11 protein-coding genes are annotated in these 12,961 nt (G+C 76.4%); 4 read left to right on the plus strand and 7 right to left on the minus strand.

Annotated features, from left to right (window positions below; translation table 11 throughout):
• Positions 1–25 precede the first annotated feature (25 nt).
• The 7 genes from ABRQ22_RS04390 to ABRQ22_RS04420 all read right to left on the minus strand — a co-directional run bounded on the left by ABRQ22_RS04390 (position 26) and on the right by ABRQ22_RS04420 (position 7,422).
• A complete protein-coding gene (locus ABRQ22_RS04390) occupies positions 26–1,327 on the minus strand; it encodes a winged helix DNA-binding domain-containing protein (protein ID WP_353708715.1) in 1,302 nt (433 codons plus the stop codon).
• A gap of 7 nt (positions 1,328–1,334) precedes the next feature.
• The gene (locus ABRQ22_RS04395; protein WP_255318720.1) at positions 1,335–1,457 is read right to left on the minus strand and encodes a hypothetical protein; all 123 of its coding nucleotides are present in this window, start codon (positions 1,455–1,457) and stop codon (positions 1,335–1,337) included.
• 159 nt (positions 1,458–1,616) lie between these two features.
• Entirely contained in the window at positions 1,617–2,909 is a 1,293-nt protein-coding gene (locus tag ABRQ22_RS04400; RefSeq protein ID WP_353708716.1) for a DUF58 domain-containing protein, read from the minus strand.
• Positions 2,910–2,919: 10 nt separating this feature from the next.
• Positions 2,920–3,894 (minus strand): MoxR family ATPase, encoded by a 975-nt coding sequence (locus ABRQ22_RS04405; protein ID WP_253053701.1) that lies wholly within the window; start codon positions 3,892–3,894, stop codon positions 2,920–2,922.
• A gap of 224 nt (positions 3,895–4,118) precedes the next feature.
• On the minus strand, positions 4,119–5,363 hold the full coding sequence (locus ABRQ22_RS04410) for a DUF4350 domain-containing protein (RefSeq protein ID WP_353708717.1): 1,245 nt from the start codon (positions 5,361–5,363) through the stop codon (positions 4,119–4,121).
• Positions 5,360–6,034, minus strand: coding sequence for a DUF4129 domain-containing protein (locus tag ABRQ22_RS04415; RefSeq protein WP_353708718.1), 675 nt, complete (start codon positions 6,032–6,034; stop codon positions 5,360–5,362). Before ABRQ22_RS04415 ends, ABRQ22_RS04410 begins: the two co-directional genes overlap by 4 nt.
• On the minus strand, positions 6,031–7,422 hold the full coding sequence (locus tag ABRQ22_RS04420; RefSeq protein WP_353708719.1) for a hypothetical protein: 1,392 nt from the start codon (positions 7,420–7,422) through the stop codon (positions 6,031–6,033). Before ABRQ22_RS04420 ends, ABRQ22_RS04415 begins: the two co-directional genes overlap by 4 nt.
• Positions 7,423–7,662: 240 nt before the next feature.
• Here ABRQ22_RS04420 and mtrA point away from each other — a divergent pair, with 240 nt between their 5' ends.
• The 4 genes from mtrA to ABRQ22_RS04440 all read left to right on the plus strand — a co-directional run bounded on the left by mtrA (position 7,663) and on the right by ABRQ22_RS04440 (position 12,920).
• The gene (gene mtrA / locus ABRQ22_RS04425; RefSeq protein ID WP_253053257.1) at positions 7,663–8,346 is read left to right on the plus strand and encodes an MtrAB system response regulator MtrA; all 684 of its coding nucleotides are present in this window, start codon (positions 7,663–7,665) and stop codon (positions 8,344–8,346) included.
• Positions 8,343–10,178: an MtrAB system histidine kinase MtrB gene (gene mtrB / locus ABRQ22_RS04430; protein ID WP_308202315.1), complete on the plus strand. Its 1,836-nt coding sequence runs from the start codon at positions 8,343–8,345 to the stop codon at positions 10,176–10,178. Before mtrA ends, mtrB begins: the two co-directional genes overlap by 4 nt.
• Positions 10,175–11,920 (plus strand): LpqB family beta-propeller domain-containing protein, encoded by a 1,746-nt coding sequence (locus tag ABRQ22_RS04435; RefSeq protein WP_353708720.1) that lies wholly within the window; start codon positions 10,175–10,177, stop codon positions 11,918–11,920. Before mtrB ends, ABRQ22_RS04435 begins: the two co-directional genes overlap by 4 nt.
• 151 nt (positions 11,921–12,071) lie before the next feature.
• Positions 12,072–12,920 (plus strand): ComF family protein, encoded by an 849-nt coding sequence (locus ABRQ22_RS04440; protein ID WP_353708721.1) that lies wholly within the window; start codon positions 12,072–12,074, stop codon positions 12,918–12,920.
• Positions 12,921–12,961: the final 41 nt, after the last annotated feature.

Consider the following 12,961-nt stretch of genomic DNA (forward strand, 5'->3'; position numbering starts at 1 on the left):
TCGGGGCCGGGGAGTCGTGAGGGGGTCAGTCGTGCACGACGACGCGCGCCCGCGCACCCGGCCACGCGCACCGGACCCAGTCCTCGGCTCGCGCGACGACCGCGTCGCGCACGCCGGGCTCGCGGAGCCGGTCCGCGGGGGAGCGACGGACGTCGGCGCCGCCCAGCCCGCCCGCGCCCGTGCCGCGTCCGGCCGCGTCGCCCGCGGGTCCGTGCAGCGGGCGCACCTCGACGTGCACGACGTCGTCCGCAGCCTCGTCGGGCGAGGTCGCCCCGGTCGTCGCCCGGCTGGGGGCGGACGGGGTGGTCGGGCGCGCCGTCCACGCCCCGGCCACGCGTCCGTCGACGAGCACCGTCGCCGCGACCTGCCCGTTGATGCTCACGACGCTCTTGACCGGCACGTCGCCGAGGATCCGCGTCCGGTCGTCGTGCGCGAGGACGAGGTTGTCGAAGTCGCCCGCGAGGACCGTCGGCACGGGCGCGTCGCCGGGCGGGCGGGGCGCGTCGGGGAGGTCGAAGAGCTCCTTGCCGTCCGGGCCGGTGAACGTCACGAGCGCGGGACACAGCACCTCGAACGCGGGCTTGAGCCGGGTCAGGCCCGACCACTGCTGCGCGTCGACCACGGAGGCCGGGGCGAACGCCGCCAGGTAGCGCCGCACGAGCCCGACGCGGGTCGCGAGGACGGCGTCGGGGTCCGTGTCGTGCGCGACCGCGTCGAGGACCGGGTCGGAGCGGCCCAGCCAGGCCTGCGCCGTCGTCCACGTGGTGGTGGTCCCCGGCCCGCTCGCGCCCCAGAGCCCGCGCGGCGGCACCTGGACCAGCGGCAGCAGGCAGCGCGCACCGTACGCGAGGTGCTTGGGATCGACGTCGGGCCACCGCACCGCGAGGCGCCTGCCGAGCTCGACCGAGGTGAGCGGCTCGTCGAGCAGGTCGCGCGCGACCTCCTCGAGGTCGTCGAGGTCCACGTCCGCGAGGGCCGCGCCGTGCTGGTTCTTCGCCCGCAGGTACGCGGCGAGCGTCGGCCGCACCAGCGCCGTGACCCCCAGCGCGTCGTCCGCGGCGACCAGGTGCACCGTCCCGCGCAGCGCGCCCACGCGCACGACCGCACGGTCGGTGAGCAGCGCGCCCAGGTCGTCGGGCGCGAACGCCGCGAGCCGCGACCACAGGGCGGGGTACGGCGACGACGGCACCTGCGACTGGAGCCCCACGAGATGCCGCACCTCGTCCAGCACCGACGCCTCGCAGGGGGCGTCGAGGTGCTGGCGCGCGAGCAGCGCACGGTTGAGGTCGTCGTGGCTCAGCCGCGGCCCGAACCGCCCGTCGCCCATCGGCGGGTCAGGACAGCACGATCGCGAGCGCAGGGATGAGGAACGTCGCGAGGAGCGCCGCCACGACGATCATCGCGACGCGACGGTTGCGCCGTGCGCGCTGTCGGGGATCGGTGGGCTGCCAGGCCACGGGGTACTCCTGAGCTCGGTGGAACGACCCGCACGACCCTACCTCGCCCCTGAGGGAACGACCTCGACCGCCGAGGTAGAACCGCCGGTCGCGAGGTAGGACGCCCGGAGCTCTCTCTCGCGACCGGAGGCTCTACCTCGCGGTCGGCGGGCCCGGACGTCAGAGGCGGCCGGCGGCCTTGAGGGCGAGGTAGGTGTCGGCGAGGCGGGGGGCGAGGTCGTCGGGGAGGGCGTCGACGACCTCGACGCCGCGCTGGCGCAGGACGGTCGTCACGGCGGCGCGCTCGATCTCCCCGCGGGCCGCCGCGGCGGCGTCGTACGCCTCGGCGGTGCCGCTGCGGCCGTCACGCAGGGCGGCGACCTCGGGGTCGCCCGCGGCGGCGAGCACGACCTGGTGCTTGGCCGTGAGCTGCCCGACGACGGGGAGCAGCCCGGTCTCGACGGCGGCGGGATCGAGGGTCGACAGGAGCACGACGAGCGCGCGCTGCGACAGGCGCTCGTGGACGGTGCCGACGAGTCCCGGCCAGTCGGTCTCGAGGAGCGCGGGTTCGAGCGGTGCGAGGGCGTCCGCCATGGCGGGCATGAGGCGCGGGCCGGCCGCCCCGGCGACGCGCGAGCGCACGGTGCGGTCGTACGCGACGAGCTCGACGCGGTCGCCCGCGCGGCCGGCGAGCGCGGCGAGCAGGAGCGCGGCCTCGATGCTCGCGTCGAGGCGCGGCTCGTCGCCGACGCGGGTCGCGGACGTGCGGGACGTGTCGACGACGATGAGCACGCGCCGGTCGCGCTCGGGGCGCCACGTGCGCACGACCATGTCCCGGCCGCGGGCGGACGCGCGCCAGTCGATCGAGCGGACGTCGTCGCCGAGCACGTACTCGCGCAGCGAGTCGAACTCGGTGCCCTCGCCGCGCACCTGCACCGCGGCGCGACCGTCCATCTCGCGCAGGCGCGCGAGCCGGCTCGGCAGGTGACGGCGGGACGCGAACTCGGGGAGCACGCGCAGCCGGCCGGGCACGGTGATCGAGGCCTGGCGCGCGGCGAGGCGCAGCGGGCCGAACGAGCGGATCGTGACCCGGTCGGCGACGCGCTCGCCGCGCCGCGTGGGCACGAGGACGGTCGTGACGCGCGTGGCCTCGCCGGGCGGCAGGTCGACCGGGTGCCGGTTGACCTGGGTCCCCGCGGACGGCGGCCACGCGTCGCGCACGAGCGCGCGGAGCCGCCGGGGCGCGAGGTTGGTGAGGGTGAGGCGCGACGTCGTCGTGTCGGTGAGGCGGACCGAGCCCGGGACGCGCCGCTCGATCGCGACGCGCCGCGGGGACGCGGCGAGCGAGGCGTCGAGCGCGCACAGCGCGACGACGAGCAGCGTCCACACGAGCACCGTCCCCGGCACGGGGAACAGCAGCACGGGGACGATCCCGAGCGCCGTGAGCACGACGGCGCGCCACGTCAGGGCCACGTGCGACGCCTCAGCGGGGGACGGGGACGGACGCGAGCACGGTGTCGAGCACGCTCTCGGCGGTCACGCCCTCGAGCTCGGCCTCGGGCCGGAGCTGCACGCGGTGGCGCAGCGTCGGGTGCGCGAGGGCCTTGACGTCGTCGGGCGTCACGTAGGAGCGGCCCGAGAGCCAGGCCCACGCGCGCGACGTGGCGAGCAGCGCCGTCGCGCCGCGCGGGGACACGCCGAGGGACAACGAGGGGGAGTGGCGCGTCGCGCGGCACACGTCGACGGCGTAGCCGAGGACCTCGCGCGCGACCTGGACGCGCGCGACCTCCGCGCGCGCCCGGTCGAGCACGTCGCGCCCGGCGACGGCGCGCACGCCCGCGCCCGCGAGGTCGCGCGGGTTGAAGCCGGCAGCGTGGCGGGCGAGCACCTCGACCTCCTGCTCGCGCTCGGGCAGGGGCAGCACGACCTTGAGCAGGAAGCGGTCGAGCTGCGCCTCGGGCAGCGGGTACGTGCCCTCGTACTCGACGGGGTTCTGCGTCGCGATGACGAGGAACGGGTCGGGCAGGGGGCGCGGCGTGCCGTCGACCGAGACCTGCCGCTCCTCCATGGCCTCCAGGAGCGACGCCTGGGTCTTGGGGGGCGTGCGGTTGATCTCGTCCGCGAGCAGCAGGTTCGTGAAGACGGGGCCCTCGCGGAACGAGAACTCGGCGGTCCGCGCGTCGTACACGAGCGAGCCCGTGACGTCGCCGGGCATGAGGTCGGGCGTGAACTGCACGCGCTTGGTGCCGAGGTCGAGCGACGCGGCGAGCGTGCGCACGAGCAGCGTCTTCGCGACGCCGGGCACGCCCTCCAGCAGCACGTGGCCCTTGCACAGCAGCGCGATGAGCAGGCTCGTCACGGCCCCGTCCTGCCCGACGACGGCCTTGCCCACCTCGGTGCGCACGGCGGCCAGGGCCTGGCGCAGCTCGGGGGACGGCGCGGGCGGTGCGTCGTGCACGGGTGCCGGTGCGGGGACTCCCGGCTGACCGTAGGCCGCCGGGGGAGCGGCGGCGTCGCCGGGCGCCGGGACGCCCGGGCCGTGCGGTCCGGGCTCGTGACCGGGGGCGCCGGCGGCCGCGCTCACGCGGTCGGCGACGCTCGGGTCCTGGATGTACGGCTGCTCCTGGTGCGGTGGCGGCGCGTAGCGGTCGGGCTGCGGCACGGAGCCGTCGGGGTGGTGCGTCACGAGTGGTAGACCTCGCTCTCGATCCGGTCAAGGTGACGCGCGAGCTCGAGCAGCGCCGCGTCGTCGGCGGGTGGTGGTCCGTACAGGAGCTGGGCGACCTGCTCGCCCGGGCGGCCCGTCGCGCGGGCGACCGCGTCGACGAGGGCGGGCGCGTCGGCGGAGCGCGGGAGGCCGAGCCGGTTCGCGAGCCGGTCCGCGGCGCTCGCGCGCAGCCCGGCGGCGGCGTGCCCGCGCGCTCCGGCGCGCCGGTAGAGGCGGCCGCGGCCGCGCGTCGTCTCGGCCGCGCGCACGACGACCGGCAGGTCCTCCGTCACGAGCCGGCCGAGCCGGCGGCCGCGCCACAGCGCGACGACGAGCGCGACGACGAGCACCTGGAGCGCGACGACGCCGAACCACGGCGGGAGGGAGAGCGCCGGGGTCTGCTCGTCCTCGCCGCCGCCGAGCGACGTGTCGAACGGGTCGGGCACGAGCCACACGAGGCGGTCGTGCGCACCGAGCGTCCACAGGGCGAGGGCGGCGTTGCCGTCGTCGGTGACCGAGTCGTTGCGCAGGACCGCGGCCGTGTCGACGGCGCGCACGCTCCGCTCGTCGGTCTCGTGCACGAGGTAGGCGCCGATCGACGGGTCGTCGGCGGAGGGGAAGCACAGGACGGTCGTCCGGTCGAGCGCGTGGAAGCCGACGCCGTCCGAGCGCAGCGCCCCGGCCGCCTCCGCGGCCGGGTCGTCGCAGCGCGCCGACCGGGCGGACGACCCCGACCCCCAGTCGTAGGCGAGCTCCGCGCCGCCGTCGGTCGCGGACGAGAGCAGGACGTCGGGCGGAGCCACCAGGACGAGGTCGGTCGGCGTGCGGACGAGCGCGTCGACCTGCGCGTCGAGCAGGAAGTCGCCCTGCGCGACGAGCAGGGTCCCCCCGTCGGCGGACGCCGCGACCGCGTCCGCGACCGTCGTCACGTACGTGATCTCGACGCCCCGGTCGCGCAGCACCTCGGCGACGGCGCGCGCGCCGTCGGGGCCGGGGTTGTCGGGTGCCAGGGGCGTCGCCGAGGTCGTGGGGCGCGCGATCGCGGACAGGCCGGCGAGCACGAGGAGCGCGACGACCACCGCGACGGGCCAGCGGGCGCGTCGCCACCGGCTCCGGGCCCGCGACCCGGCGGTCGTGCCGTCGCCGACGACGGGCACGTACGCCGTCGTGACGGCCCGGGTGCCGTCCCCGGACGGGGCCGCGGACGTCGTGGTGCTCACGCGTCGTCACCCCCCGGGGTCGGGGCGGCCGTCGTCGCGAGCTCTGCCCGCAGCGCGGGGCGCGTCGCCAGGGTGCGCTCGTCGAGCGCCCGCAGGAACGCGTCCGCCTCGGGCCCGACGGCTGCCTTGCCGTACGCGACGTCGTCGAACAGGTGCGCGCCACGGGCGAGCCCGTCCGCGACGTCGGGCACGCGCTCGCCCGCGGCCTCGGCGGCCTCCCACGCGGTCCGCCCGGGACGGGCGTCGAGGACGGCCCGCTCCTCGAGCGAGCGGACGACGGCGCGGAAGCGCTCGAGCGTGGCGGTCGCCCAGTCGGCCCGGGACGCCGCGGCGTCGGCCGCCGCGCGCATCTCGGCCGCGGTCCGCGCGTCGTCGTCCTGCACGACGACGGACGACGTCGCCCGGCGCGACAGGCGCACCGGGCCCGCGACCCAGTAGGCGATGCCGGCCACGAGAAGCACGACCGCGACGACGAGCACCGCGGTGAGCGGGCCGCCCAGGTCGATCGTGGGTGCGCCGTCGAAGAGCCCGAGCAGCCAGTCGAGGAACCGCTGCAGGAGCGACGGCTCCGTGCGGTACTCGGGCTTCGCGAGCTCCTCGACGAGCCACCGGCGCGCCTCGTCGGCGTCCGGCTGCACGGGCGCGTCGGCCGCGAGCGACCGCAGCGTCATGCGGGCGGCTGCGCGTTCGCCGCGGCGGCGAGCTCGACGTCCAGGCCCTCGCGCCGCATGCGCACGTCGATGTAGAGCAGCGCCACGACGCTCCCCAGGAACAGCGTCATGACGATCGTCGAGAGCGCGACGCCGAGCGCCAGCAGGGCGTTCGCGACGAAGCCCTGGCCGGCGGCGAGGAGGAACGTGCTGACGATGCTGAACGGCGAGACGACGATCTGCACGACGACGTACATCGCGACGTAGGCGAGCAGGTAGATGCCGAACAGGCGCCAGAAGCTGCCGCGCGTCAGGAGCCACGAGCGCCGGACCGTCGCCCAGAACGGCTGGCCCTCGAGCGCGAGCGCCGGCGGGACGAGCCCGGTGCGCGTGCCCACCCAGACGGCCAGCACCAGGAGACCCGGGAGGGCGACGACGAGCAGGACCACCCCGAGCCCGGTCGTGGCGGCGAAGCCGAGGGCGACGAGGAGCACGACCAGCGCGACGGCGACCGCCCACGCGAGGCCCAGCAGGAGCGAGAAGCCGATGAGGAACCACGCGCGGCGGCCCACCTGGGCCCAGACCTCCCCGATCGTGGCCTTGCGCCCGATGACGGACTGCCCGATGGAGACCGTGAGCAGCCCGCTGACGATGGGGGTCGCGAGGCTCGTCGTGAGCCCGGTCCCGAGCGTGCTCGAGTAGAGCATCGCGAAGTCGTTCTCCATCCCGCCGAGCCCGGACTCGCTGGGCAGGGAGAGGAAGAGGTCCGCGAAGTAGCCGGAGAACGCCCATCCGAGCAGCGCCCCGATGACGGTCGCGACGACGACGACGAGCGTGCTCATGCCGAGCATGACGCGCGGGTTGTGGCGGATGGCGCCGAACGCGCCGTCGAAGATCTCGCCGAGCGACAGCGGACGCAGCGGGACGATCCCCGGCTTCGCGGCGGGCGGCACGTAGGGCGCGCCCGCGAACCCGGCGGGCGGGCCGTAGCCGGGGGCGCCGTACTGCTGCTGGCCGTACTGGCCCTGTCCGTACTGCCCCTGTCCGTACTGGCCCTGCCCGTAGCCCGGCTGTCCGTACCCGCCCGGAGCCTGCGGCGCGGACTGGCCGTACTGCGGCTGCCCGGAGGCCGGCTGCCCCCACCCGCCGGGTGCGGCGGGCGCGGGCGGCTGGTCCGCCGTCGGGACCTGGCCGGGCCCGTACCCGGGGGCGTACTGGCCGTACTGGGGCTGCGGCGGCTGCGGGGCGGTGCTGCCCGGCGCACCGTAGCCGGGTGCGCCGTACGCGGGGGCTCCCCAGCCGCCGGCGTCGTCGCCCGGGGTGGGGCCGACGGGCGTCGTCGGACCGGGTGCCGCCGTCGGGTCGGGCGTGGCACCGTCCGGCGTGCCGGAGGTGTCGGGTGTGCTCATGTGCTCGTGGTCCCCCGGGTCGGCTCGGGCGTCGGTCCAGGCCGCCGTGCGAGGATCGGGCGACGGCGGCGAGGCCACCCTAGTACGCGGCCCTGCACCACGGCGGTCCCGGCCCGCCGCGTCCCACCGGCACGCGGGGCTGCACGACGGGTCGGCACGAGGTGGCGGCGGGTCGGGTTCACCCGCGCCGGGGGCGCCGGGCCGCTCCGAGCCGCGGCCCGTCGATGGCAAGATGTCCGCATGAAGGTTCGTGTGCTCGTGGTCGACGACGACACCGCTCTGGCCGAGATGATCGGGATCGTCCTGCGCTCCGAGGGATTCGAGCCCGTCTTCTGCGCCGACGGCGACCTCGCGCTCGAGACGTTCCGCAGCACCCAGCCGGACCTCGTGCTCCTCGACCTCATGCTCCCGGGCAAGGACGGCACCGAGGTGTGCCGCCTCATCCGCGCCGAGTCGGGCGTGCCCGTCATCATGCTCACCGCGAAGAGCGACACGGTCGACGTCGTGCTCGGTCTCGAGTCGGGCGCCGACGACTACATCTCCAAGCCGTTCAAGCCCAAGGAGCTCGTGGCCCGCATCCGCGCGCGCCTGCGCCGCACGGAGGAGCCGGCCCCCGAGCACCTGTCGATCGGCGACGTCGAGATCGACGTGACGGGCCACCGCGTCTCGCGCGGCGGCGAGCAGGTCTCGCTGACCCCGCTCGAGTTCGACCTCCTCGTCGCGCTCGCGCGCAAGCCGTGGCAGGTCTTCACGCGCGAGGTGCTCCTCGAGAAGGTCTGGGGCTACCGGCACGCCGCGGACACGCGCCTCGTCAACGTCCACGTGCAGCGCCTGCGCTCGAAGATCGAGCACGACCCGGAGAACCCGGAGATCGTGCTGACCGTCCGCGGCGTCGGGTACAAGGCGGGCGCGACCCGCACGTGAGCGCGACGGCCGGCTCCACCGACGGGCGCTGGCGGGGGCTCTGGCGCCGGGTCCGACGCCGCGCGCGCGCCACGGCCCGCCGCGTCGTGTGGCGCTGGCGCTCCTCGATGCAGCTCCGCGTCGTCACGTCCGCGCTCGTCGTGGGCGTCCTCACCGTCGGCGCGCTGGGCGCGTACCTCACCGACGCGATGCGCGACGGGCTCTACGAGCGGCGCGCGGACGAGGTCGACCTGGAGAGCGCGCAGTCGACGCAGCAGGCGCGCAACACGCTCGACGCGTCGCCCGCGGCGAACGCGACCGAGGCGCAGTCGCTGCTGTTCGACCTGTTCTCGATGCTGCAGAGCACGGGCTCGTCGCGCGACGTCTTCCTGTGGCAGGCCGGCGGGTCGAGCACCGTCGGGTTCCTCGACCTGTCGACGAACCCGCAGCTCACCGACCTCGTCACGCCCGAGATGCGCGCGGCCACGGTCTCCGCGGACGGCGAGCAGTACCTCCAGTCGGTCGCCATCCCGGTCGACCCGGCGGACCCGGACTCGCCGGTCGTGCCGGGCATCGTCGTCGGCTCGACGGTCGAGGTGCCCGTCGCCGGGACCTGGGAGCTCTACTACCTCTACGACCTGAGGGCGGACCAGGAGACGCTGCGCTTCCTGCAGTCGGTCCTGCTCGTCGGTGCGCTCGTGCTGCTCGCCCTGCTCGTTGGCATCACCGCGCTCGTCACGCGCCAGGCCGTCCTGCCCGTGCGGCAGGCGGCGACCGTCGCGGAGCGCCTCGCCGACGGTCGCCTCGACGAGCGGCTCCCGGTCAAGGGGCACGACGAGATGGCGTCGCTCGCGCACTCGTTCAACGAGATGGCGCAGGGGCTGCAGGAGCAGATCGGGCGCATGGAGGAGCTGTCGATGCTCCAGCGCCGGTTCGTCTCCGACGTCTCCCACGAGCTGCGGACGCCGCTCACGACGATCCGGATGGCGTCCGAGGTGCTGTACTCCTCGCGCGAGGACTTCGACCCCGTCTCGAGGCGCTCGACCGAGCTGCTGCAGGCCCAGCTCGACCGGTTCGAGGACCTCCTCGCGGACCTGCTCGAGATCAGCCGGTTCGACGCGGGCGCCGCGGTCCTGGACGCCGAGCGGCGCGACCTGCGCGACGTCGTCAACGCCGCCGTCGACCACGCCGCCCCGCTCGCCGAGCGCAAGGGCGTGTGGCTGTCCGTCCACCTCGGGGACGAGCCGGTCACGGCCGACATCGACCCGCGTCGCGTCGAGCGCATCGTCCGCAACCTGGTCGTCAACGCGATCGAGCACGCCGAGGAACGGCCCGTCGAGATCACGGTCGAGGGCGACGGGCACGCCGTCGCGATCGCGGTGCGCGACCACGGCGTCGGCATGACCCCGGACGAGGTCCAGCACGTGTTCGACCGCTTCTGGCGCGCGGACCCGGCCCGCGCCCGCACGACCGGCGGGACGGGCCTCGGCCTCGCGATCTCGCTCGAGGACGCGCACCTGCACGGCGGCTGGCTCGAGGCGTGGGGTCGTCCCGGCCGCGGCGCGAGCTTCCGGCTCACGCTGCCTCGGCGCGCGGGCATCCGGCTCCAGTCCTCGCCGCTGCCGCTCGTCGCCGAGGCCGCCGTCGGCCGCGGTCTCCCCGCCGAGTGGAGCGCGACGACCCCGGTCGTCGAGGACGTCGAGGGGACGGCGGGTCCTGCCGACCTCCCGTCGGTCACGGGCGGCATCCCCGTCGTCCTGCCGCGCGACCATGCCGGGCACCCCGGCCGAGGGGCCGAGCCCGGGACCGGCGACGAGCACCTGATCGGCGACGACGTGCGGGAGGCGCGATGACCACCACCGGGACCCTGCGCGGTCGAACCCTGCGTCGGCGGGCCGGGCACGCGCTCGCCGCCGGGCTCGCGACGGCGCTGGTCGCCGCGCTCGGCGCGTGCGCCTCCATCCCGACCTCCGGGCCCGTCACCGAGGGGCAGGCCACCCCCGAGGACCCGGGCCAGCCGTTCGTCAGCGCCGCGGCCCCGATCCGGGACGCGTCGCCGACCCAGATCGTCCAGGGGTTCCTCGCGGCGCAGGCCCAGGGCGCGCGGAGCTCGTTCGACGTCGCCTCGGAGTTCCTCACGGCCGAGGTGCAGGAGGAGTGGTCGCCGCTCGCGCAGGTCGCGATCCTCGCGGGAGAGCCGGAGCTCGTCGTGGACGAGTCGACGCTCGAGGACGGGGTCACGACGGTCCGCACGACCGCGGAGCTCACCGGCACCGTCGACGAGCACGGCGTCTACACCGAGCAGGCCCCCGGGCAGACGATCGAGATCTCCTACGGGCTCGTGCGCGACGACGACGACCAGTGGCGCATCGACGCCGTCGACGACGGCCTGACGATCACCGAGGCGAACTTCGCGCAGACGTACAAGCAGGTCAACCTCTACTTCCCGACGGTCGACCGCGCCTACCTCGTGCCCGACGCGCGCTGGTTCCCGAGCCGCAACTGGCAGGCGCTCGCGGTGCGCGAGACGCTGAACGGTCCCTCGGAGTGGCTCGCGGGCTCCGTGGCGACCGTCGCCCCCGAGGGCACCGCGCTGAGCATCGACTCGGTCCCGCCGGGCGAGGGCGCCGTCATCGTGCCGCTCAACGAGCCCGTGACGGAGGCGCCGCCCGCTGACCGCGCCCTCCTCCTCGCCCAGCTCCAGGCGTCCCTCGGAGGACGCGTCGAGATCACGATCGGGGTGGGCGGGTCCACCCTCTCCGCGGACGAGGTCCCGACCATCGGCGTCGCGACCACGCCCGACGATCCCGTCGTCCTGTCCGGGGACCAGATCATGAGCCTCGAGGGGCGCACGACCAAGGCGGTCGCGTCCGCCGCGCCGCTCACCGGGCTCCAGCCCACGGCCCTCGCCTTCCGCGGACGGTCCTCCGACGCGACGTACGTGGTCCGCGACGGGGGCGGCCGCATCGTCACGGCGCCCACCGCGGAGTCCGGGCCGACGACGCTGCTCACGGGGTCGAACATCCTCGCGCCGTCGATCGACCGCTTCCAGTACCTGTGGAGCGGGCCGCAGGTGCAGGCGGGCACGCTCCAGGTCGTCGACCTCCGCGGGGCGGGGTCCGACGCGGCGGTCTCCACCGTCGCGGCACCCTGGCTCGAGGGCCGCACGATCATGTCGGTGCGCGTGGCGCCGGACGGCGCGCGGGTCGCCGTCGTGAGCGACGCCGGGAGCGGGGCGCAGATCCAGGTCGCCGGCATCGTCCGCGACGAGGCAGGTCGCCCGACCCAGCTCTCGGAGCCGGTCCGCGTGGGGCAACCGGTGGTCGCCGCCACCCAGGTCACGTGGGTGGACCGGGCCCTGCTGGGGGTGCTCGGCCGCACCGTCGGGACGGCGGACCCCGTCGTGCAGCGCGTCCCCGTCGGTGGGCCGACGATGGCCTCGTCGCCGGTCGAGGACGCCGTGTCCCTCGCCTCGGCGACGGGCATCGCCACGACCCTCGTCGGGACCAGCGACAGCAGCCTCTACGCGGCGGGCACCTCGACGCTCTGGACGAAGGTCGCGACCGAGGTGCGCCTGCCCACCTACCCCGGCTGACCGGGGCCTCGTCTCGCCCTCGTCGGGGCCTGACCACAGGCCCTGGCCCCAGGACCCGACGCCGGGCGCCGGTCCGGGGCGCGGGCCGTCGTCGTCCACAGGGCTCGCCGCCGCACCCGCGCGCAGGCCGCGCCCCGGGCATGCTCGTCCGGTGCTCCTCCGTGCTCTCGACGACGTCACGCGCCTCGTGCTGCCGGTCGCGTGCCCGGGGTGCGACCGTCCCGACGTGCGGTGGTGCCGCGACTGCCTCGCGCCGCTGGGCGCACCGCTGCGGCGCCGCGAGCAGGCGGCTCCCCGCCTCGACCGGCTCGACGGCGTCGCGCCCCTTCCCGTCTGGGCCCCGGCGCACTACGCCGGCCCGGTGCGCGGCGTGGTCGTCGCCTGGAAGGACCGCGGGCGGGCCGACCTCGACCGCCCGCTGGGAGCCGTCGCCGGACGGGCGGGTGCCGACCTGGGCCAGGCCCTCGGCGCCCGTCCCGGCGCCCCGGCGGGGCCGGTCCTCGTCGTGCCCGCGCCGACGTCCGCCGCCGCGCGCCGGGCCCGCGGGCGCGACCCCGTCGTCGTGCTCGCGCGGGCGGTCGCCGCGGGTCTCGCCACCGCGGGGACGCCGGCGCGGGCCGTGCCCCTGCTGACCCAGCGGGGACCGGTCCGCGACCAGGTCGGGCTCGGCGCGCGGGCGCGCGGTGCCCGCCTCGGGGCGGTCCGCCTCGCGGCGGGACCCGTGACCGGGCGGCGGGCGCGGGCGGTCGTCCAGGAACGGTTCGCGTGCCTCCTCGTCGACGACGTCCTCACCACCGGGGCCACCCTCGCCGCGTGCGAGACCGCCCTCTCCCGCGCCGGGATGCCCGTGCTGGGAGCCTTCGTGCTGGCCGCGACGCCCGCGCCGTCGACGCGTCGCCGGGCGCCGGGGGAGGCGGGTGGCGCCCGTCGGACGGGCGGGGCCGAAGGTCCTCCGGTTCACCTCCCGTTGGTGCTGCCGACACCCCGGGGCGCGGGTTAGTCTGAGGGCCAGTCGCCGCGGACGACGGAGGTGCAGGGCAC

The sequence above is a fragment of the Cellulosimicrobium sp. ES-005 genome (genome assembly GCF_040448685.1).
GTDB classification, from domain to species: domain Bacteria; phylum Actinomycetota; class Actinomycetes; order Actinomycetales; family Cellulomonadaceae; genus Cellulosimicrobium; species Cellulosimicrobium cellulans_G.

Excerpts from the sequence above, each read along its gene's own strand:
- ABRQ22_RS04415 (WP_353708718.1), bottom strand. The coding sequence starts at position 6,034 with ATGACGCTGCGGTCGCTCGCGGCCGACGCGCCCGTGCAGCCGGACGCC.
- ABRQ22_RS04435 (WP_353708720.1), top strand. The coding sequence starts at position 10,175 with ATGACCACCACCGGGACCCTGCGCGGTCGAACCCTGCGTCGGCGGGCC.
- ABRQ22_RS04420 (WP_353708719.1), bottom strand. The coding sequence starts at position 7,422 with ATGAGCACACCCGACACCTCCGGCACGCCGGACGGTGCCACGCCCGAC.
- mtrA (WP_253053257.1), top strand. The coding sequence starts at position 7,663 with ATGAAGGTTCGTGTGCTCGTGGTCGACGACGACACCGCTCTGGCCGAG.
- ABRQ22_RS04390 (WP_353708715.1), bottom strand. The coding sequence starts at position 1,327 with ATGGGCGACGGGCGGTTCGGGCCGCGGCTGAGCCACGACGACCTCAAC.